The sequence below is a fragment of the Microbacterium sp. KU4F genome (assembly GCF_056868075.1).
The window spans coordinates 1329606-1349828 of record NZ_CP200324.1; the positions used below are offsets into that span (position 1 = coordinate 1329606).

Here is a 20223-nt window from a genome sequence, read left to right on the forward strand (position 1 = left end):
ATGGCCGCTCAGCCTTCCACTGAGACAGCAACACGCGAGCTGGTCTCCCCGGCATCTCTCCGCCAGCTTTCATCGCAGATCCTCATCTCGCAGGGCGTACCCGCTGACGACGCCGCCCTGGTCGCGGACAGTCTCGTCGCCGCGGACGAATGGGGTCACCAGTCCCACGGCGTTCTTCGCCTGCCGTGGTACTTGGAACGGCTGCGCACCGGAGCAATGAAGTCTGTTACCGAACCCACCATGGCCATGGACTCTGGCGCTCTCGCGATCCTTGACGGCAATGACGGGATCGGGCAGGTGCTGACTGAGCGCGCGCGCGTCGAAGCGGTGCGCCGCGCTCGAGAGTACGGCATCGGGGCGGTTGGGGTTCGCAACTCGAACCATTTCGGCACCGCAATGTACTTCACCCGCCGCGCAGCGTCTGACGGCTGCGCAGCCATCCTCACTACAAACGCCTCGCCGGCGATGGCCCCGTGGGGTGGCCGGAAGAAAATGCTCGGGACCAACCCGTGGTCAATCGCCGCGCCCTACGGAGACAAGGTCGTTGCCGTCGACATCGCCAATACAGCGGTCGCGCGCGGCAAGATCTACCTCGCGCGCCAGAAGGGTGAGCCAATCCCCGACACATGGGCACTCACGTCCGGGGGCGGACGAACCACGGACGCCGCCGAGGCAGTGCACGGCGTCATTCTCCCGATGGCCGGACACAAGGGGTACGCCATTACGTTCATGATGGATGTGCTGTCAGGGGCACTCACGGGCAGTGCTGTCGGCGCCAGCGTGCACGGCCCTTACGAAGCAGACAAGCGCAGCGGCGCGGGCCATCTGTTCCTGGCGATCGATGTGCAAGCGACAGGTGACCCAGACGGGTACGCGGAACGCGTCAAGCAGTTGGTCGATGAAGTGAAGTCCACCCCCCTCGCTTTGGACTCGGAAGAGATCTACTACCCGGGCGAGCTCGAGGACCGATCCGCGGCTCGAGTCAGGCAGGACGGCGGGCTACGACTTCCGGCGCAGACAATGACGGACCTTCGAAAGATCGCAGGGGAACAAGGCGTGGACTTCTCACTGTAGCCAGGCTTCGGAGCGACTCTTCACTGGCGAGGCGTAAGAGACGAAACGGCCGCACTCGTCGCTAGGACTGGTCGATGCCCGCTGCGGCTGCCTGGGCCGCGATGATTCGGCCCGCGAGCTCGGTGAGCACCTCCTGGTCGTCGGCGCAGAGCGGCGTGAGGAGTGCGGCGATGTCGTCGTCGAACTCCGCTTCCAGCTCAGCGATCAGACGGCGCCCTGCCGGGGTGAGACGCACGTGCACGGCGCGCAGGTCCTCGGTCGACGGCACGCGCTCGATGAGTTCGCGTTTCACGGCCCGGTCGACCAGTCCACTGGCACTCGACTTGTCGAGTCCGAGTCGCGCCCCCAGCTCGCTGATCAGCGGGGTTCGATCACGAAGGATGCCGAGCATCCGGCCTTGAACAACGGACATGCCCCGCGCGCGGGCACGCCGCTCCACGCGGGCGTTGACCAGGAAGGACAGCTGTGCCAAGGCGTCCGCCGGCGAGATATCCATCGTCATCCTCTGATCCTATCGACATGGTTCGCGTCACGTACTATATTGGTACGTGACACGAACTAGTTAGGAGACGGATCATGTCGACCATCAAGGCTGCAGTCGTCACGGATTTCGCTCGACCGCCGCGCTACGAGCAGTCCGCTCTCCCCACGCCCACTGACACCGAAGAGATCGTCGAGGTGCTCGCCGCGGGGCTTCATCCCTGCGTACGGTCGGGCGCGAGCGGCGCCCACTACACGAGCACGGGGAGACTCCCCCTCATCCCCGGCATCGACGGAGTCGGCCGCCGAACCGACGGCTCCCTGGTCTACTTCGCGCTCGATGACGACCAGATCGGATCGATGGCGACGAGAACGATCGTCGACACTCGCCGAATCATCACGCTCGCGCACGACGCGGATCCGATTCGCATCGCTGCGGCGATGAACCCCGCCATGTCGTCCTGGGTCGCACTGCGCCGCCGCGCGAGCCTTCCGCAGGGGGCGTCGGTCCTCGTGCTCGGCGCGACCGGCAACGCCGGCGCGATGGCCGTCCAGATAGCAAAGCTCCTCGGCGCCGGAACGGTCATCGGCGCTGGCCGCGACCCGCTCCGCCTCGCACAACTGACCTCGGTCGGAGCGGACGCGCTCGTCGCCCTGTCCGACGATCCGGATGCGGACGCCGCCGCGCTGGCCGCCTCCGCCGCCGACGTCGACATCGTCCTCGACTACCTGTGGGGCGCACCCACCGAAAGCGCTCTCCCGGCCCTGCTCACCGCACGCAGCGACCGATCACATCCCATCGACTGGATCGAGATCGGTTCGGTCGCAGGCCCCAGCATCCAGCTGCCGTCGGCCGCTCTGCGCTCCGCCCACCTCCGCCTGATCGGCAGCGGCCAAGGATCCATCGGCGCCCGCGAGTACCTCTCCGAACTCCCCTCCCTCGCAGAGGCGATCAGCGACGGCCGCATCCAGATCAGCACACGCACCATCCCCCTCTCCGACATCGAGACCGCCTGGACGGCGAAAGACGAACCCGGAGTGCGCACCGTGGTCATCCTCTAGCCCTACCCTCACCGTCACAGCTCGTCTGCGACGACCTCCACTTTGGGTCGGACACCTCCTCAGTCGCAACACGTGGCTCATGAGTCGGAGAGAGCCAGTTTCGGCGCAGATGATCAACTCGCTTCATACATCGCGCGTTCGGCTCGCCGACACCCGGTCGACGATAGGTACCTTGCGCACTCGCGCGAGCGGACGCCTACTACGAACGACTTGCCAGAGCATTCTCATGTACATCCCCGCCCGGCCCCTTCCACGCCGGCTCCACCTGGGCTCCCGCGAAACTGCATCTTCGTCACGAGATCACGGGTAATGACCGTGATCTCGTGCTCAAAGTGCAGTCTCGCGGTGGAGGGTGAGGGGTGTGACCGGTGTGAGGGGCGTTCGCGCGGCGAGGGCCGGCGGGCGCACGGCGGATGCGGCGCGCCCCGATAGGATGGGAGAAGCCGCGCCGCCGCGCTCAGATCCTTCCGCCGCGCCGCCGGCAGAACCCGACACCCGCTGGAGAGCCGTCATGACTCAGCCGCCGAAGCTCGTTGCGTTCGATCTTGACGACACGCTCGCCCCGTCCAAGAGCGCGGTCGACCCGCGGATCGCGGACCTGCTGCTCGCTCTGGCCTCCCGCGTCGAGGTCGCGATCATCTCCGGCGGCCAGCTCGCGCAGTTCCGTGCGCAGGTCGTCGAGCAGCTGCCCGAGACCACCGACGACGTCCTCGACCGGATGCACCTGCTGCCCACGTGCGGCACCCAGTACTACCGCCTCACCCCCGCAGGCATCACCACCGTCTACGCCCACAGCCTCACCGACGACGAGAAGACCCGCGCCCTTGCCGCCGTCGAAGAAGAAGCCAAACGCCTCGGACTCTGGGCAGAGCAGACCTGGGGCCCCATCCTCGAAGACCGCGGCTCGCAGATCACCTTCTCCGCCCTCGGCCAATCCGCACCCCTCGACGCGAAGACCGCGTGGGATCCCACCGGGGAGAAGAAGAACACCCTCCGCGAAGCGGTCGCCGCCCGCATCCCCGACCTCGAAGTCCGCTCCGGCGGATCCACCAGCGTCGACATCACCCACCGCGGCATCGACAAGGCCTACGGCATGCAGCGCCTCGCCGAACACACCGGCATCAGCCTCGACGACATGCTCTTCATCGGCGACCGCCTCGACCCCGACGGCAACGACTACCCCGTCCTCGCCCTCGGAGTCACCTGCCACGCCGTCCACGGATGGCAAGACACCGCCGACTACCTCGACACCCTCATCCCCACACTCCCCACCCGCTGACCCTTCCCCGCGCCGCGGTGCGAGCGCTACGGTGACGTCATGGGCGCTCTGGGGATGGTCATCGTGCTCGCCGGCGCGGTCTGCGCGCTGTGCTGGGTCCTCTCGCTGATCACGAAGGACACCTCGTGGGTCGACCGGATCTGGTCGATCGTGCCGGTCGCGTACGTCTGGATCTTCGCGGGCGTCGCGATCGCGGGTGGTATCGACGCCGCACGGCTCGTCCTGATGGCCGTGCTCGTGACGCTCTGGGGAGCCCGGCTCACCTTCAACTTCGCCCGCAAGGGCGGCTACAGCGGCATGGAGGACTATCGCTGGGCGATCCTGCGCGCCCGGATGCGGCCCTGGCAGTTCCAGGTCTTCAACCTCTTCTTCATCGTGCTGTACCAGAACGCGCTGCTCGTGCTGATCACCCTGCCCGCGGCGGCCGCACTACTGAATGCGACGCCGTTGAACGGCTGGGATGCGGTGTGGGCGCTGCTGTTCCTCGCTTTCCTCGCCGGCGAGTGGCTCGCCGACCAGCAGCAGTGGAACTTCCATCGGGCGAAGGCCGCGGCGGGCGGCGAGCTCGCGCCCGGCTTCGTGACCACGGGACTCTTCCGCTACAGCCGCCACCCCAACTTCTTCTTCGAACAGGCGCAGTGGTGGGTGCTGTACCTGATCGGCGCCAATGCAGCGCTGAGCGCCGGAGCCGGCATCCTCGGCGGAGCGATCAACGTGACGATCGCGGGGCCGATCCTGCTGACATTGCTGTTCATCGGCTCGACGGTGTTCACCGAATCGATCTCCGCCGGAAAGTACCCCGCCTACGCCGAGTACCGCCGAACGACCTCGATGTTGGTGCCGTGGCCGCCGCGCAGCCGCCGGAGCGCCGAGGCGCTCAGCTGAGGCGTCCGCCGGATGCGGTCAGGTAGCACTGCGCGCACATCGACTCGTACGTCACCTTCTCGTGGCTGAGCTCGTCGATCGCGACCTGGTCGCCCTCGAAGACGAAGCGGCCTCCGACCAGCCGCGCGTTGAAGAGGGCCTTGCGACCGCAGCGGCAGATCGTCTTGAGCTCCTCCAGGCTGTGGGCGAGCTCCATGAGGCGGCGTGAGCCGGGGAACGCCTGCGTCTGGAAGTCGGTGCGGATGCCGTAGGCGAGGATCGGCACGCCGTCCAGCACCACGATGCGCAGCAGATCGTCGACCTGGGCGGGCGTCAGGAACTGCGCCTCGTCGATCAGCAGACACGCCACATCCACGCCGTCCCGCTCGCGTACCCGCGCGCGGTGCGTCGCGAACAGTTCACGCAGATCATCGTCGGGTCGGATGAGGAAGTCGACTCCGCGCGAGACGCCGAGCCGGCTCGAGATGCGGTCTGCGCCCTTCGTGTCGATCTCGGGCTTGGCCAGCAGGACATGCTGTCCGCGTTCCTCGTAGTTGTACGCGGCCTGCAGCAGGGCGGTCGACTTGCCGGAGTTCATCGCCCCGTAGCGGAAGTAGAGCTTGGCCACCTAGAGAGTCTAGGCTGCCGACGGATCCCCTCCTCCGCGTCGCTCGATGCCGGAGAGCGGGCCACCGCATCCGCCGACGGAAGAGGGACCGATGTCCAAGTACATGCTCATCATGCGAGACAGCGGGGCGGTGCCACCGTCGCAGGACCTGGACTTCGAGGCGATCATCAACGCGATGGGCGCCTACAACGAGTCGATGATCGACGCCGGTGTCCTCGCGGGCGGTGACGGCCTGACGGATGCGGCGCAGGGCGTCGTGGTCGAGTTCACCGATGACGATCCCCGCATCAGCGAGGGGCCCTACGGAGAGCCCCACGCACTGTTCAACGGCTTCTGGATCATCGAGGTCGCCACGCAGGCGGAGGCGGTCGAGTGGGCCACGCGCGCACCGTTGGGCAGCGGCAACAAGATCGAGGTGCGCCGGATCACCGACGAGACCGACTTCGCCGACTACTCCGACAACGAGTACGTGCAGAAGGAGAAGGAGTGGCGCGGCGACCGGGGCTGAGAGCAGCGCAGCTCAGACCGTGAGGTGCAGCTCCTCGGCCGTCGCCGCGAGGGAGGCCTCGGCCGCGGCGGGATCAGGGTTCAGCGTCGTGCCGTAGCTGGGGATGAGCTCCCGCAGCTGCGGCTCCCACTCGTCGATGCGGTCGGGGAAGCAGGACTTCAGCAGGCCCAGCATGATCGACACGGCCGTGGACGCACCCGGGGAGGCGCCCAGCAGACCCGCGATCGAGCCGTCGGCCGAGGCGACGACCTCGGTGCCGAACTGCAGCTTGCCGCCCTTCATGACCTGAGCGCGCTGACCGGCGTTCAGAAGCTCCCAGTCCGCGCCGTCGGCCGACGGCATGAACTCCCGGAGGCTGTCGACCTTCTTCTTGTGCGTCTTCAGCAGCTCGCTGACCAGGTACTTGACCAGGTTGAGGTTGGTGGCGCCGGCTGTCAGCATGCTGCCGAGGTTCGAGAGGCGTACCTGGGTGACGATGTCCCAGGGCGAGCCGTTCTTGAGGAACTTCGGGCTGAAGGTCGCGAACGGACCGAACAGCAGCGAGGTCTCACCGTCGACGACACGGGTGTCCAGGTGCGGCACCGACATGGGCGGTGCTCCGACGGATGCCTGCGAGTAGACCTTCGCCTTGTGCTGCGCGACGAGGGCGGGGTTGCTGGTCTTCAGCCACTGTCCGCCGATGGGGAAGACGCCGTAGCCCTTCGCCTCGGGGATGCGCGAGCGCTGCAGCAGCTTGATCGCCCAACCGCCCGCGCCGATGAACACGAAGCGCGCGTTGATGCGCCCCGGAGTCCGGCCCACCGTGTGACGGTAACCGACCTGCCACGAGCCGTCCTTCTGCCGCTTGAGGGAACGCACCTCGCGGCCCGTGAGGACCTCGGCGCCGCCCCGCTGCATCGAATCCAGCAGCTGACGCGTGAGCGAACCGAAGTCGACGTCGGTGCCGCTGGGCACCCGCGTCGCGGCGAACGGCTCGCCCTTGCGACGCTGCTGCATCAGCAGAGGTGCCCACTGATTGATGACGCGGGAGTCCTCGCTGTACTCGATTCCCTCGAACAGCGGCTGCTGCTTCAACGACTCGTACCGGCGCTTGAGGTAGGCCACATCCTTCTCACCCCGCACGAACGTCATGTGCGGCGTGCGGTTGATGAAGGTCTCCGGCGCGGCGAGAACACCGCGCTCGACGAGCGTCGACCAGAACTGCCGACTCTGCTGGAACTGCTCGTTGATCGCCACGGCCTTGGCGGGATCGACCGAGCCGTCGGGGGCGGCGGGCATGTAGTTCAGCTCGCACAGGGCGGCATGTCCGGTTCCGGCGTTGTTCCACGCGTTGGAGCTCTCCTGGGCGACCTCGCCCAGGCGCTCGAACACCGCGATCTTCCAGTCCGGCTGGAGCTGCTGCAAAAAAGTCCCGAGTGTGGCGCTCATGATGCCGCCACCGATCAGGAGGACGTCGACGTTTCCTGTCACCCGACAAGTCTAGAGCGGCGCGCGCGGCCCCTCCGCCAGTGGGAGGGGCCGCGCGCGGGAACTTTCGCGGTTCTTGCCGCAGGGGCGACTCAGGCGGTGACGCCCAGGCGGGCGGCGACGATCTCGGCGATCTGCACCGCGTTGAGCGCGGCACCCTTGCGGAGGTTGTCGTTGCTGATGAACAGCACGAGACCCTTGCCCTCGGGCGCCGACTGGTCGCGCCGGATACGACCGACGTAGCTGGGGTCGCTGCCTGCGGCCTGCAGCGGCGTGGGGACCTCCTCCAGCGCGACGCCGGGGGCTGCGGCGAGCAGCTCGCGGGCACGCTCGGGGGTGATGTCACGAGCGAACTCGACGTTGATCGACAACGAGTGCCCCGTGAAGACGGGGACGCGCACGCAGGTGCCCGCGACCCGCAGCTCGGGCAGCTCAGGATCTTGCGGCTCTCGTTGCGGAGCTTCTTCTCCTCGTCGGTCTCGTTGTCACCGTCGTCGACCAGGTTGCCGGCGAAAGGGATCACGTCGAACGCGATGGGCGCGATGTACTTCTCCGGCTGCGGGAAGTCGACCGCCGACCCGTCGTGCACGAGACGCAGGGTGTCGCCCTGGGCGAGGACGCCCTCGACCTGTCCGAGCAGCTCCTGGGCGCCGGCCAGCCCCGACCCGGACACGGCCTGATACGTGCTGACGATGAGCCGCTCGAGGCCTGCCTCGGCGTCGAGGACCTTCAGCACGGGCATGGCGGCCATCGTGGTGCAGTTCGGGTTGGCGATGATGCCCTTGGGGCGCTCGTCGATCGCGTGCGGGTTGACCTCGCTGACCACGAGCGGGACCTCGGGGTCGTTGCGCCAGGCGCTCGAGTTGTCGATGACGACGGCGCCAGCCGCGGCGAACCGCGGCGCGTGCGCACGGCTGCCGGTGGCGCCCGCGGAGAAGAGGGCGATGTCGATGCCGGCGGGGTCGGCCGTGGCGACGTCCTCGACGATGACCGTCTGACCACCGAACTCGACGGCGGTGCCGGCCGAGCGCGCCGTGGAGAACAGGCGCAGCTCGCCGATCGGGAAGGAGCGTTCCGCGAGAATCTCCCGCATGACGGTGCCGACCTGACCGGTGGCGCCGACGACGGCGACGGAGAGTCCGGATTCGGAGATGCGGGTCATGTCTGTTCCTCGGGAGGTCGCGGGGCGCGCCGCATCGAACGGAGACGGGCGCAGGGTTGCCCGATTCTACCGTGCGGCAGGGGCTAAGAATCCCTGGGGAAAGCGCTGCGTGACGGCGCACCGTGGCAGACAATGGCGAGGGACGGAAGGGGATGCCGTGGAGGATCCGGTCATCGACGCTCTCGCACGTGCGGTCGCGGCGGCGCCCGCGGACGCGGAGCTGCGGCTGCACCTGGCGACGGTGCTGCTGGATCGGGGGCACACCGAGCGCGCGCTGGCCGAGGCGAGCACGGTTCTCGCCGCCGATCCGGGCAACGCACGCGCGCGCGAGATGCTCGCCCGCATCCTTCAGACCCCTGCAGCTCCCGAGGCGACCGCGCCGGTGTCCGCCGCATCCGACTCGCAGGCCCGGATCCCGACGACGAGCGGCACCGGATTCGACTGGTCGGCGGCGGAGGCCGAGCTCGACCACATCGCCCAGCCGATGTTCGTCGGCGACGGCGCACCCGCATTCGACGAGCACGACGTGCAGCGGCCGACGGTGACGCTGTCCGACGTCGGGGGGATGCGGGAGGTCAAGGAGCGCCTCGAGTCCGCCTTCCTGGCCCCGCTGCGCAACCCCGAACTGCGCGCCCTGTACGGCAAGAGCCTGCGCGGCGGGCTTCTGATGTACGGCCCACCGGGCTGCGGAAAGACGTTCCTGGCCCGCGCCGTGGCCGGCGAGCTCGGCGCCGCGTTCGTGAGCGTCGGGCTCAGCGACATCCTCGGTCAGTTCATGGGCGACAGCGAGCGCAACGTGCGGAGCTGTTCCGGCTCGCCCGCAGGCAGGCGCCCACCGTGCTCTTCATCGACGAAATCGATGCGATCGGACAGCGCCGATCTCTCGCCCGCCAGAGCGGGATGCGCGGGGTCGTCGTCTCGCTCCTGGAAGAGCTGGACGGTCTCGGAAACGACAACGAAGGCGTGTTCGTGCTCGCCGCGACCAACCAGCCGTGGGATGTGGACCCGGCGCTTCGCCGCCCGGGCAGGCTCGACCGCACGCTGCTCGTCCTGCCGCCGGACGCCGAGGCGCGCCAGGCGATCCTGCGACACCACCTCGCGGGGCGCCCTGTCGAGGGCGTCGACCTCGCCTCCCTCGCCGCCGGCACCGAGGGCTTCAGCGGCGCCGATCTGGCCTACGTCTGCGAGCTGGCGAGCGAGAACGCGCTGCTGGAGAGCAGTAGGAGCGGTGTGCCGCGCCTGATCGGGATGTCAGACCTCCGGCAGAGCGTCGCGCAGATCACGCCGTCCACGGGGCCCTGGCTCGAGTCGGCACGCAACGTGGTCCGTTTCGGGGAGGACGACGGAACGTTCGCCCAGCTACGCGAGTATCTGCGTCAGAGCGGGCGGCGATGAGCGAGGCGTCCGACACGGCGCTGGCGCGCGCGCAGACGCTCCTCGACCTCGGCCGTCACGATCAGGCGCTCCGCGAGGCGGGGCGCGAGCTCGCCCAGCAGCCGGAATCGGCGCCGGCCCTGCGGATCAGCGCCGAGTGCCTGCGGCTGCTCCAGCGGGTCGACGAGGCGGACGACCTCGCCCGTCAGGCCGTGGCCCTCTACCCGGACGAGTCCTGGGCCTGGCGTCTGGCGGCGCTCACAGCGCTGGACCTGCACCGCTGGGATGACGCCGCGGAGGGCGCCGACGCCGTGCGGCGACTGTCCGGCGAGACTCCCTGGGCGCTCTCGGTGTACGCCGAGGTCATGCTCGGATGTGGTCGGGCGAACGACGCGATCGAGGCGCTCGAGGCGGCGCTGCGCCAGCAACCCGATGACCCCGACCTCCACGCGCAGCTGGCCGACGCCCTCGTGCGCGCGGGGCGACGCCGAGAGGCCGAGACGCACGTGCGCGCGGCATTGGCGATCGATCCGACGCATCCGTGGGGCCGGCGCCTCTGGCCCGCCCTCAACCGCGGATCGGATGACGCGGATGCAGCGATCCAGCTCGCCCGGATGCTGGGCGAGTCGCCGCAGGACACCGACACGGAGGCGGCGTTCGAGATGGCGAGCACGCGCCTGCTCGTGCCGCCGCTGGCGATCATCGCGGTCGCGAGCGCCCTGATCCTCGCGCTCTGCGCGCTCGGAGCGGGCCTGTTTGGCTGGCGCATCGAGACCACCACTCCCGCCGTCGCCGGCGTCGTGGCGCAGATCTGCGTGTGGGTGGCGTCGTTGGGACTTCTCGCGCTGTGGACGAGCCGCCTGCGCCGACGGCTGGGCTCGCTGTTCGAGCCGATCGTGCGCTCGCGACTGACCGAGGGGCCGATCGTGCTCTTCTCCTCGATCTACCTCGCAGGAGCCCTCGTGCTGAGCGGCATCGGCATCCTGATGGGCGCGCTCGCGGGCGATCCGGCGGGCACGATCATCGTGCTGGGAGGCGCCCTGAGCGCGTACACGGCAGCGGTCCTCGTGGCGGCCCTCGCGCTCGTGGCGAGAGTGACCTACCGCCGTGGCCGCGCGCTCGCGCCGCTGCTCTATCTCGCACTGGCACCGGGCGCTGTGGTCGGCGTCGTGCTGCTCGCACTGTTCCTGGCGGGGGCGGTGCTCTACATCATCGCGTGGGGGCTGTCGGGACAGCGGCTGCCGGAGCCGTTCTGGAACCGGCTGCCGGACCGACGGCGCCAGGCGCCGTCGTCGCAACGGGCGTAAGCCCGATCAGCGCCCACTGCCGGCGTAGACGACCGCGTCGCCCTCGCCGTCGAGACCGTAGGCCGTGTGCACGACCCGCGCAGCCTCCGCGATGTCGTCGGCACGCAGCACGACCGAGATGCGGATCTCCGAGGTGGAGATCATCTCGATGTTGATGCCCGCCGTGCTCAGCGCTTCGAACAGGGTCGCGCTGACTCCCGAGTTCGTGCGCATACCCGCACCCACGACAGACAGTTTGCCGATCTGGTCGTCGTGCACGAGCGCCTCAAAGCCGACATCCAGCTGGTCGGCCGCCAGGGCCTTCAGCGCGGCGGCCGCATCCGATTTGGGCAGAGTGAAGGAGATGTCGGTGCGGGCGGTCGCTGCAGCCGACACGTTCTGCACGATCATGTCGACGTTGGCACCGGACTTGGCGACGATCTTGAAGATCTCCGCGGCCTTGCCGGGCACGTCCGGAACACCGATGACGGTGATCTTGGCCTGGCTGAGGTCGGTGGCGACGCCGGCGACGATCGGCTCTTCCATGGCTTCTCCCTCGGGGATGTAGGCGGAACGCTGCTGCGCGTCGAGCACGTAGGTGCCCTCGCTCGAACTGAAGGTCGACCGCGCATGGATGACGACGCCGTGACGGCGCGCGTACTCGACCGCGCGGATGTACAGCACCTTCGCGCCGTTGGCGGCGAGTTCCAGCATCTCCTCCGTCGAGACGACGGGAAGCTTCCTCGCGCGCGGGACGACACGGGGGTCTGCGGTGAAGATGCCGTCGACGTCGCTGTAGATCTCGCAGACGTCGGCGCCCAGGGCTGCGGCCAGCGCGACGGCCGTGGTGTCGGAGCCGCCGCGGCCGAGGGTCGTGATGTCGCGGGTGTCGCGGTTGAAGCCCTGGAATCCGGCGACGATGACGATCGCCCCCTCGTCCAGCGCTTCGCGCAGGCGCACCGGGGTCACATCGACGATGCGGGCCGCACCGTGCTTGGCATCGGTGATCATTCCGGCCTGGCTGCCGGTGAACGAGCGCGCCTCGAAGCCCATCGAGTGGATCGCCATGGCCAGCAGCGCCATCGAGATGCGCTCGCCCGAGGAGAGCAGCATGTCGAGCTCGCGGGGGGCGGGGATCGGTGCCACCTCGTTCGCCAGGTCGAGGAGCTCGTCGGTCGTGTCGCCCATCGCGCTGACGGCCACGACGACGTCGTGGCCGGCGCGACGGGTGTCGACGATGCGCTTCGCGACGCGCTTGATGCTCTCGGCGTCGGCGACCGACGACCCGCCGTACTTCTGGACGATCAACGCCACTGTGCTGCTCCCGGGGATGCGCCGTGTCCGGCGCGACGACGATGGAACGCTCGGATGCGGCGTCCAACGCTCCATCTTAGGCAGCCCGGCATTCCATCCCCGCCATGTGACGGCGGGCTCAGAGCTCGCCGGTTACGCTCGAGAGGACACCGCTGACACGGAGGCCGACGCACTCGATGTCCCCCCGCCCCGCCCTGCCGAGGTTCTTCAGGCCCGCCCGCCGACGCGTGGAACCGCCCGCGGACACGACGGATCTCCTCCCCGTCGTCGACGACGCCCTCAGCGTCCGCATCCTGGATCTCGCGGTACGGATGGGCGAGACGATGCTCGTCGCCGGCGCTCCCGCGAGCGAGGTCACCCTGACGATCGTGCGCGTGTGCGAGGTGTACGGCCTGACACCGGTGCACGTGGACGTCACGTACAACTCGATCACCGCGGCCTACCACCGCTCGGGCGCCGCCCGCCCCGTCACACTCCTGCGCGTCGTGCGCGGCAGCACCCCCGACCACGATCGACTGATGCGGCTCCAGGCGCTCCTTGCCGACATCTCCGCCGGAATGGGCCTGGATGACGCGCAGACGGCTGCGCGCCGCATCCGACGCGCGCCGTTCCGCTATCCGCCCGCCGCCGTCATCACGGCCCAGGGCGCACTGGCGGTCGGTGTCGCGGTCATGTTCGGCGCCAACTGGCTGCTCATCGCACTCGCGTTCACCGGGGCGGCCTGCGCCGCCCTCACGCAGTTCGCGCTCGCGAAGGCGCGCGTGCCGTACTTCTTCAGCCAGGTCGCCGGCGCCTTCGTACTCACGGTCATCGCGGCGATGAGCCGCTTTCTCGCGGTGCTGGGCGTCCCCGGCGCCGACGACATCCGCCCCTCTGTCATCGTGGCCGCCGGGATCGTGCTCATGCTCGCGGGCCTCACCGTGGTCGGAGCGGCGCAGGACGCGATCGACGGCTTCGCCCTGACGGCCACCGGCCGCATCCTGGAGCTCGTCACGCAGACGATCGGCGTCGTGATCGGCATCCTCGCGGGGCTCGAGACCGTGCGGGTGATGGGACTCGCGATGGAGCCGCCCGACACGGCCCTGCCGCTCGGGCCGCCGGTCATGCAGTTCGTCGGCGCGTCGATCATCGCGATCGCGGTCGCCGTCTTCAACGGCGCCGGCGGACGCGTGGTCGCCGTGAGCGCGCTGCTGAGCCTGGTCGCGTGGGGCGGCTACACGGCCGCTTCCGCAGCGGGACTGGAGGTCGCCGCGGCGAGCGGCATCGGAGCCTTCGTGGCGAGCTTCGTGGGCATCGTGATCGCCTTCCGTCTCCACGTTCCGTCGGTGGCGGTGACGACGGCGGCGATCCTGCCGATGGTGCCGGGCGCCGCGGTGTTCCGCGGGCTTCTCGGTGTCGTCGAGTCCGCGGGCGACACCGCGGTGATGATGACCGGGTTCGCGACGCTCGTGAACGCGGCCGTCATCGGGATCAGCCTCGCCGTCGGCGCGTCACTGGGCCTGTACCTCGGGCAGCCCGTGCGGGCGTCGCTGTCGGGTGTGACCCGCTCGCGCGCGAGGCTGCGACGCTACGACGGGCCGGGACGCAGCGGCTGACGCCGGTCGCTCAAATGGCGCGGCGGCCCTCGAAGGCCCGTCCGAGCGTCACCTCGTCGGCGTACTCCAGGTCACCGCCGACGGGCAGGCCGGAGGCGAGGCGGGTCACGCGGATCGACAGTGTCGTCAGCAGACGGCTCAGGTAGGTCGCCGTCGCCTCGCCCTCCAGGTTCGGGTTGGTGGCGAGGATCACCTCCTGCACCGTGCCGTCGGCGAGGCGCTGCATGAGCTGCGTGATGCGCAGGTCGTCGGGCCCGACGCCCGCGATCGGGCTGATGGCACCGCCGAGCACGTGGTAGAGCCCGCGGAACTCGCGGGTACGTTCGATCGCCGCCACGTCCTTCGCGTCTTCGACGACGCAGATGAGCGTCTCGTTGCGTCGCGGATCCCGACAGATCGCGCAGCGGTCCTGCTCGGACACGTTGCCGCAGATCTCGCAGAAGCGCACCTTCTCGCGCACCTCGACGAGGAGCTGCGCGAGCTGGGAGACGTCGAAGTTCGGCGTCTGCAGGATGTGGAACGTGATCCGCTGCGCGGACTTCGGGCCGATCCCCGGCAGACGGCCGAACTCGTCGATCAGGTTCTGGACGATGCCGTCGTACATCAGGAGAACCTCGTCGGCTGCTGGTAGGGCTCTTCACGCACGAAGCGGGCGTCGAGCACCTGGCGCACCACGGCCTCGCCGTAGCGCTGGATGCCGTCGGCCGGCGCGGAGCGCACGGGCGCGGGCGGCGGGACGACGGGCGGGATGGCCGCCACATCCGTCGGGTACATCTCTTCGTCCGCCGGATCGACCGGCTCTTCCGGCTCGAACGAGGTCGCGACCTCGGCGGCGGGCAGCACGGCCCCCGCGGGCGGCGCCACCGTCAGCGTGCGCGTCGCAGACGCCTGGGCGTCTTCGGGCTCCTCGTCGACGGCCAGCTGGGCGACGGGCGCCGCGGGCGACTCCCCCGCATCCGAGGCGGGGATCGGCGCCACGGCCCACTCGGTGACCGGAGCCACGGAGGACGCACGAGCAGGACCCGGACGCTCGGCCGGCGCAGCGGGCGGTTCCGCGCGCGGCGGCGCGGACGGCGCGGCGGGAGCCGCATCCGAGGACGGGGCGGGGTCGGTGTCCTGGTCGTGGCGCGCGATGTACTTGACCCGGATGCCCAGCACGCCCTGGATCGCCTGGCGGAGATCTTCGCTGGGTCCGGCACCCGCCGTGCGCTTCTTGAACGCAGCGATGTCGCTCTGGCTTCGGAAGCTGAGGGTGAGGATGTCGCCCTCGAGCGCCGCGACGCGAGCCGCCGTCGCGATCAGCCACGAGCTGCGGCTGATGGTCTCGAGGCGGCCGAGGACCTCGGGCCACGCGTCACGCAGTCGTTGCACCGTGACGGGGCCCGCAGGAACGTCGACCGCGGGCGCGGCCTGCGGCGCCGACTCGGCGACGGGGGCGGACGGGGCAGGCGTCTCAGGCGCGGACGGGGCGGGGGCGGGCTCTGCGACCGGCACGGGCGCCGGCGGGACCGGCACGGCCGCGGGCTCGGCCGCGCGGGGGGCGACGGCCGGGGCAGCCGAGGCGGGACGCGCCGCCGCGGGGGCGGCGGGAGGCGCGCCGACGGTGGGAGCGTTCGCGAGAACCCGGGCGACCATGAGCTCCAGCTGGAGGCGCGGCGAGGTGGCTCCCGACATCTCGTCGAGGGCGGCCACGACGATGTCGGCGGTGCGCGAGAGGCGCGCGGTGCCGATGATCTCGGCCTGACGCGACATGCGCTCGAGCTCGTCGGACGGGATGCCGCGCAGCACGGCGGACGCACCCGCACCGGTGGCGGCGATGACGATGAGATCGCGAAGACGCTCGAGCAGGTCTTCGACGAAACGCCGCGGGTCCTGCCCGGTCTGAACGACCCGGTCGACGGCGGCGAACGCGGAGGCGGCGTCGAGGTCGCCGAAGGCGGTGACGACCTCGTCGAGCAGTTCGGCGTGCGTGTAGCCCAGGAGGGCGACCGCACGCTCGTAGCCGATCGCCGCATTCTCGGATCCGGCGATGAGCTGGTCGAGCAGCGACAGCGTGTCTCGCGGCGACCCGCCGCCCGCGCGGACGACCAGCGGCAGCACCCCGGGCTCGACCGAGACACCCTCGGTCTCGCACATGTGCTGCACGTACTCGAGCATCGCCGCGGGCGGAACCAGCCGGAACGGATAGTGGTGGGTGCGCGAGCGGATGGTGCCGATGACCTTCTCGGGCTCGGTCGTGGCGAAGATGAACTTGACGTGCGCGGGCGGCTCCTCGACGAGCTTCAGCAGCGCGTTGAACCCCTGCGGGGTGACCATGTGCGCCTCGTCGAGGATGAAGATCTTGAACCGGTCGCGAGCCGGGGCGAAGATCGCCCGCTCGCGCAGATCGCGCGCGTCGTCGACACCGTTGTGGCTGGCCGCGTCGATCTCGACGACGTCGAGGGACCCGCCGCCGCCGCGGCCGAGCTCGACACAGCTGTCGCACGTGCCGCACGGGGTGTCGGTGGGACCCTCGGCGCAGTTCAGGCAGCGCGCGAGGATGCGGGCGCTCGTCGTCTTGCCGCATCCGCGGGGGCCGGAGAAGAGGTAGGCGTGGCCGATGCGGTCGCCGCGCAGGGCCGTCATGAGCGGGTCGGTCACCTGGGACTGCCCGATCATCTCACCGAACGCCTCGGGACGGTACCGGCGGTAGAGGGCTGTGGTCACCCCAGTAGCCTACGGCGTGCCACCGACGTCGCGGCGGGTGCGTTCGCCCGCCGCGACGTCGGGTCAGGCATCGAAGTGCGCCTGGTCGTCGCCGATGAGCGTGGGCCCGGTCACGACGGGCAGCGAAGCGGTGAGCGTGGGCACGGATGCCGACAGCAGCGTGCCGTCCTCGAGCCTCACATCCGCGAACATCTGCAGCGTCGGCCGCCCTGCGCGCACGGGACCCTGCGTGGCCAGCGGCACGACGAGCTCCTCGTCGGGGGAGATCGTGTAGGCGGTACCGCGCACGGAGAAGGCGACGTCCTCTCCCCCAGCGCGGTTGCGCACGATCATCTCCTCACGGCGCAGCGTGATGTCCAGGTGCGACGCGTGCCACGTGAGCGCGTAGGAGAGCTCGGGCCACGCGGCGGGCAGCCGCGGGTCGAACGTGAGCTCGCCGTAGTGGTCGCGCATCCCGCCGAAGCCGGAGACCAGCGACGCCCACACGCCGCCCGCGGAGGCGACGTGCACACCGTCCGCCGCGTTGTTGTGGAGGTCGGCGAGGTCCACGAAGATCGAGTCCAGGAAGTACTCCAGCGCGAGGTCCTGGTAGCCGACCTCCGCCGCCAGGATCGACTGCACGACGCCCGACAGGGTCGAGTCGCCGGTGGTCAGCGGGTCGTAGTACTGGAAGTCGGCGAGCTTCTCCGCCTCGGTGAAGTGGTTGCCCTGCAGGAACAGCGCGAGCACCACATCCGCCTGCTTCAGCACCTGGTAGCGGTAGATCACGAGCGGGTGGAAGTGCAGCAGCAGCGGACGCTGTTCGTCCGGGGTGTTCTCCAGGTCCCACACCTCGCGCTCGAGGAACACGGCGTCCTGCGGGTGGATGCCGAGCGCCGGGCTGAAGGGGATGTGCATCGCATCCGCCGCCTTCTCCCAGATCTCCGGCTCCTCCGGGTCCAGTCCCAGGCGGTCGGCCATGAGGCGGTACGCCTCGGGAGCGGCCAGCTCCATCTCGCGCACCGTGCGGGCGGCGAAGCGCAGGTTGAAGCGCGCCATGACGTTCGTGAAGAGGTTGTCGTTGACGACCGTCGTGTACTCGTCGGGACCGGTGACGCCGTGGATGTGGAACGAGTCCGCCCCGTCGACCTCGTCGCGCCAGAAGCCGAGGGAGTTCCACAGCCGCGCGGTCTCGACCGCGATGTCGACCGCCTCGCGGTAGAGGAAGTCGACGTCGCCGGTGGCGCGCACGTACTTGGCGAGCGCGAAGCTCACGTCGGCGTTGATGTGGTACTGCGCGGTGCCGGCGGCGTAGTAGGCCGAGGCCTCCTCGCCGTTGATCGTGCGCCACGGGAACAGCGCGCCCGCCTCGTTGAGCTGGAAGGCGCGACGACGCGCGTCGGGGAGCATGTGCACCCGCATCCGCAGGGCGTTGCGCGCCCAGTGCGGGCTCGTGTACGTGAGGAAGGGCAGCACGTACACCTCGGTGTCCCAGAAGTAGTGCCCGCTGTATCCCGAACCCGACACACCCTTGGCGGGCACGCCCAGTCCGTCGGCGCGCGCCGCCGCCTGCGCGAGCTGGAAGAGGCACCAGCGGGTGGCCTGCTGCAGGTCGTCGTGACCGGCGATGCGCACGTCCGAGCGGTCCCAGAAGGCGTCGAGCCAGGCGCGCTGCACGGCGTACTGCGTCGCCACACCTTCCTGGCCGGCGCGGTCGAGCGTGCGGCGACACCGGTCGACGAGCTCCGCCGCCGGCACCCCGCGCGAGGTGTGGTAGCTCACGAGCTTCGTCACCTTGACGGGGATCCCGGCCTTCGCCTGCACGCGGAACACGTTCTTGGCGATGTCGGGCTGGATGAGGGTGCGCGCCGTGTACTCGTTCGCGGTCTCGACGATGTGGTCGGCGGCGACGGCGAGCGTCATCTCCGAGTGCGTCACCTTGTAGCTGAGCACCGAGCGCGCGCCGTCCTGCCAGAACTCCTGCGGCTGCAGAACCCGCTCCTCGATGCGCTCGGCGCGGCGGGGGTCGAAGCCGGCCTTGAGCTTGCTCGCGGGCCGGCCGCCGTACACGTCCTCGCCGTCCTGGCGGTTCACGAGCTGGCAGCTGATCGTCACGGGGGCGTCGGCGTTGAGCACCGTCACCTCGATGCTCATCAGCGCGAGGTGCTTCTCCTCGAACGACACCATGCGCTCGAAGTCGATGCGCACCTCCTTGCCGGAGGGCGTGCGCCACAGGAGGTGGCGCCGCAGCACACCGTCGCGCAGGTCGAGGCTGCGCTCGTACTCGAGGATCTCGGCGACGTCGAACGAGAGCGGCTCGTCGTCGACGTAGACGCGCATGACCTTGGCATCGGGGGCGTTGATGATCGTCTGGCCGACCTCGGCGAACCCGTAGGCCTGCTCGGCGTGACGGATCGGGAACACCTCGTGGAAGCCGTTGATGAAGGTGCCCTGCTCGTGGCCGAAGCGCCCTTCGGGCTGGTTGCCCCTGAGCCCCAGGTATCCGTTGCCCACGGTGAACAGCGTCTCGGTGACGCCCGCCTCGTCGATGTCGAACGAACGCTCGACGAGTCGCCACGGGTCGACCGGGAAACGGTCTCTATCGATCATGAACATGCCTTCCGCCGATGACACGGCCAGGGGATACGGGTGAAGCAGATGCGATCGGGTATCGCGACAGAACCGGCTCAGTCTACGAAGGCGGCGAGGTCGTCGACGACCACGTCCGCGCCGGCGGCGCGAAGCGCCTCGGCACCGACGCCGCGGTCGACGCCCACCACGAGGGCGAACCCGGCCGTGGCGGCGGATTCGGCTCCGCTCAGCGCATCCTCGACGGCGGCGCTGCGAGCGGGGTCGACGCCCAGCATCCGGGCGCCGCCCAGGAACACGTCGGGCGCGGGCTTGGACGCGAGATTCTCCCGCTCGGCGACGACGCCGTCCATCACGACCGCGAACCGATCACGGATGCCGGCGGCGGCGAGCACCTCTTCGGCGTTCTTCGAGCTGGAGACGACGGCGACGGGAACGCCCTTCTCGCGAAGCCGGTCGACCAGAGCGAGCGAGCCGGGGTACGGTGCGATCCCCTCGCTGCGCAGGACCCGCGCGAAGACCTCGTTCTTCCGGTTGCCGATGCCGCAGACGGTGTCAGCGGACGGATCGTCGTCCGGCTCGCCCCAGGGCACCTCGACGTCGCGCGAGCGCAGCAGGCTCGCGACGCCGTCGTAGCGCTTCTTGCCGTCCAGGTGAAGGAAGTAGTCCTGCTCCGTGTAGGGCGGGGTGATGCCCCACGCGGCGAACAGTTCCTCGAACATCGTCTGCCAGGCGTGCATGTGCACCTCGGCGGTCGGGGTGAGCACCCCGTCGAGGTCGAAGAGCACGGCGTCGTAGGACGACAGATCGGGCAGGTCGGTCACGAAGCCTCCAAAGTTGCGCTCGATCGGGCGCA

17 protein-coding genes and 3 pseudogenes are annotated in these 20223 nt (G+C 69.7%); 10 read left to right on the top strand and 10 right to left on the bottom strand.

The window, feature by feature from the left end; all coding sequences use genetic code 11:
* Nucleotides 1-1074 (top strand): Ldh family oxidoreductase, encoded by a 1074-nt coding sequence (locus tag AC1VNH_RS06785; protein WP_483110511.1) that lies wholly within the window; start codon nt 1-3, stop codon nt 1072-1074.
* A 61-nt stretch (nt 1075-1135) separates the two neighbouring features.
* On the opposite strand, the gene AC1VNH_RS06790 is transcribed toward AC1VNH_RS06785, so the two are convergent.
* Nucleotides 1136-1576 (bottom strand): MarR family winged helix-turn-helix transcriptional regulator, encoded by a 441-nt coding sequence (locus tag AC1VNH_RS06790; RefSeq protein WP_483110513.1) that lies wholly within the window; start codon nt 1574-1576, stop codon nt 1136-1138.
* Nucleotides 1577-1650: 74 nt separating this feature from the next.
* On the opposite strand from AC1VNH_RS06790, the gene AC1VNH_RS06795 reads away from it, so the two are divergent.
* From AC1VNH_RS06795 to AC1VNH_RS06805, 3 genes are all read left to right on the top strand, one after another.
* Nucleotides 1651-2616: a zinc-binding dehydrogenase gene (locus AC1VNH_RS06795; protein WP_483110515.1), complete on the top strand. Its 966-nt coding sequence runs from the start codon at nt 1651-1653 to the stop codon at nt 2614-2616.
* Nucleotides 2617-3127: 511 nt separating this feature from the next.
* Nucleotides 3128-3895: an HAD-IIB family hydrolase gene (locus AC1VNH_RS06800; RefSeq protein WP_483110517.1), complete on the top strand. Its 768-nt coding sequence runs from the start codon at nt 3128-3130 to the stop codon at nt 3893-3895.
* Between the two features lie 39 nt (nt 3896-3934).
* Nucleotides 3935-4780: a DUF1295 domain-containing protein gene (locus AC1VNH_RS06805; RefSeq protein WP_483110519.1), complete on the top strand. Its 846-nt coding sequence runs from the start codon at nt 3935-3937 to the stop codon at nt 4778-4780.
* On the opposite strand, the gene AC1VNH_RS06810 is transcribed toward AC1VNH_RS06805, so the two are convergent.
* A complete protein-coding gene (locus AC1VNH_RS06810; protein ID WP_460737761.1) occupies nt 4773-5387 on the bottom strand; it encodes a thymidine kinase in 615 nt (204 codons plus the stop codon). The two genes, AC1VNH_RS06805 and AC1VNH_RS06810, sit on opposite strands and share 8 nt — an antisense overlap.
* Before the next feature lie 91 nt (nt 5388-5478).
* On the opposite strand from AC1VNH_RS06810, the gene AC1VNH_RS06815 reads away from it, so the two are divergent.
* Nucleotides 5479-5895 (top strand): YciI family protein, encoded by a 417-nt coding sequence (locus tag AC1VNH_RS06815; RefSeq protein WP_483110521.1) that lies wholly within the window; start codon nt 5479-5481, stop codon nt 5893-5895.
* A 12-nt stretch (nt 5896-5907) separates the two neighbouring features.
* On the opposite strand, the gene mqo is transcribed toward AC1VNH_RS06815, so the two are convergent.
* Together mqo and AC1VNH_RS06825 are read right to left on the bottom strand one after the other, a co-directional pair.
* Entirely contained in the window at nt 5908-7365 is a 1458-nt protein-coding gene (mqo, locus tag AC1VNH_RS06820) for a malate dehydrogenase (quinone) (protein WP_483110523.1), read from the bottom strand.
* Nucleotides 7366-7454: 89 nt separating this feature from the next.
* Nucleotides 7455-8524, bottom strand: a pseudogene (locus AC1VNH_RS06825) (aspartate-semialdehyde dehydrogenase).
* Between AC1VNH_RS06825 and AC1VNH_RS06830 the strand changes: the two are divergent.
* Nucleotides 8523-8819: pseudogene (locus tag AC1VNH_RS06830) on the top strand (hypothetical protein); the annotation flags it as partial. The pseudogenes AC1VNH_RS06825 and AC1VNH_RS06830 sit on opposite strands and share 2 nt — an antisense overlap.
* Nucleotides 8820-8872: 53 nt before the next feature.
* Here the strand turns inward: AC1VNH_RS06830 and AC1VNH_RS06835 are convergent.
* Entirely contained in the window at nt 8873-9103 is a 231-nt protein-coding gene (locus AC1VNH_RS06835; protein WP_483112744.1) for a hypothetical protein, read from the bottom strand.
* Nucleotides 9104-9245: 142 nt separating this feature from the next.
* On the opposite strand from AC1VNH_RS06835, the pseudogene AC1VNH_RS06840 reads away from it, so the two are divergent.
* The 3 genes and pseudogenes from AC1VNH_RS06840 to AC1VNH_RS06850 form a co-directional block, all read left to right on the top strand.
* Nucleotides 9246-9511: pseudogene (locus tag AC1VNH_RS06840) on the top strand (AAA family ATPase); the annotation flags it as partial.
* Nucleotides 9512-9523: 12 nt separating this feature from the next.
* Nucleotides 9524-9919 carry a hypothetical protein gene (locus AC1VNH_RS06845; protein ID WP_483112704.1) on the top strand — a complete coding sequence of 132 codons (396 nt, stop codon included), beginning with the start codon at nt 9524-9526 and terminating at the stop codon, nt 9917-9919.
* The gene (locus tag AC1VNH_RS06850; RefSeq protein WP_483110525.1) at nt 9916-11205 is read left to right on the top strand and encodes a tetratricopeptide repeat protein; all 1290 of its coding nucleotides are present in this window, start codon (nt 9916-9918) and stop codon (nt 11203-11205) included. Before AC1VNH_RS06845 ends, AC1VNH_RS06850 begins: the two co-directional genes overlap by 4 nt.
* A gap of 6 nt (nt 11206-11211) precedes the next feature.
* Here AC1VNH_RS06850 and AC1VNH_RS06855 read toward each other — a convergent pair whose 3' ends face one another.
* Nucleotides 11212-12498 (bottom strand): aspartate kinase, encoded by a 1287-nt coding sequence (locus tag AC1VNH_RS06855; RefSeq protein ID WP_309735598.1) that lies wholly within the window; start codon nt 12496-12498, stop codon nt 11212-11214.
* Nucleotides 12499-12725: 227 nt separating this feature from the next.
* Here AC1VNH_RS06855 and AC1VNH_RS06860 point away from each other — a divergent pair, with 227 nt between their 5' ends.
* Nucleotides 12726-14093 (top strand): threonine/serine exporter family protein, encoded by a 1368-nt coding sequence (locus tag AC1VNH_RS06860; protein ID WP_483110527.1) that lies wholly within the window; start codon nt 12726-12728, stop codon nt 14091-14093.
* 10 nt (nt 14094-14103) lie between these two features.
* Here the strand turns inward: AC1VNH_RS06860 and recR are convergent, their stop codons facing one another.
* The 4 genes from recR to AC1VNH_RS06880 form a co-directional block, all read right to left on the bottom strand.
* Nucleotides 14104-14697 carry a recombination mediator RecR gene (recR, locus tag AC1VNH_RS06865; protein WP_137417744.1) on the bottom strand — a complete coding sequence of 198 codons (594 nt, stop codon included), beginning with the start codon at nt 14695-14697 and terminating at the stop codon, nt 14104-14106.
* Complete coding sequence (locus AC1VNH_RS06870; RefSeq protein WP_483110528.1) at nt 14697-16799, bottom strand: DNA polymerase III subunit gamma and tau; 2103 nt, start codon at nt 16797-16799, stop codon at nt 14697-14699. The genes recR and AC1VNH_RS06870 overlap by 1 nt, the downstream gene beginning before the upstream one ends.
* 63 nt (nt 16800-16862) lie before the next feature.
* A complete protein-coding gene (locus AC1VNH_RS06875; protein WP_483110530.1) occupies nt 16863-19388 on the bottom strand; it encodes a glycoside hydrolase family 65 protein in 2526 nt (841 codons plus the stop codon).
* Nucleotides 19389-19465: 77 nt separating this feature from the next.
* Nucleotides 19466-20191, bottom strand: coding sequence for an HAD family hydrolase (locus AC1VNH_RS06880; protein WP_483110532.1), 726 nt, complete (start codon nt 20189-20191; stop codon nt 19466-19468).
* Nucleotides 20192-20223 lie beyond the last annotated feature (32 nt).

What these genes read in the sequence shown, in the direction of transcription:
- AC1VNH_RS06785 (WP_483110511.1), top strand. Translation starts at nt 1, where the DNA reads ATGGCCGCTCAGCCTTCCACTGAGACAGCAACACGCGAGCTGGTCTCC.
- AC1VNH_RS06790 (WP_483110513.1), bottom strand. Translation starts at nt 1,576, where the DNA reads ATGACGATGGATATCTCGCCGGCGGACGCCTTGGCACAGCTGTCCTTC.
- AC1VNH_RS06795 (WP_483110515.1), top strand. Translation starts at nt 1,651, where the DNA reads ATGTCGACCATCAAGGCTGCAGTCGTCACGGATTTCGCTCGACCGCCG.
- AC1VNH_RS06800 (WP_483110517.1), top strand. Translation starts at nt 3,128, where the DNA reads ATGACTCAGCCGCCGAAGCTCGTTGCGTTCGATCTTGACGACACGCTC.
- AC1VNH_RS06805 (WP_483110519.1), top strand. Translation starts at nt 3,935, where the DNA reads ATGGGCGCTCTGGGGATGGTCATCGTGCTCGCCGGCGCGGTCTGCGCG.
- AC1VNH_RS06815 (WP_483110521.1), top strand. Translation starts at nt 5,479, where the DNA reads ATGTCCAAGTACATGCTCATCATGCGAGACAGCGGGGCGGTGCCACCG.
- AC1VNH_RS06850 (WP_483110525.1), top strand. Translation starts at nt 9,916, where the DNA reads ATGAGCGAGGCGTCCGACACGGCGCTGGCGCGCGCGCAGACGCTCCTC.
- recR (WP_137417744.1), bottom strand. Translation starts at nt 14,697, where the DNA reads ATGTACGACGGCATCGTCCAGAACCTGATCGACGAGTTCGGCCGTCTG.
- AC1VNH_RS06875 (WP_483110530.1), bottom strand. Translation starts at nt 19,388, where the DNA reads ATGATCGATAGAGACCGTTTCCCGGTCGACCCGTGGCGACTCGTCGAG.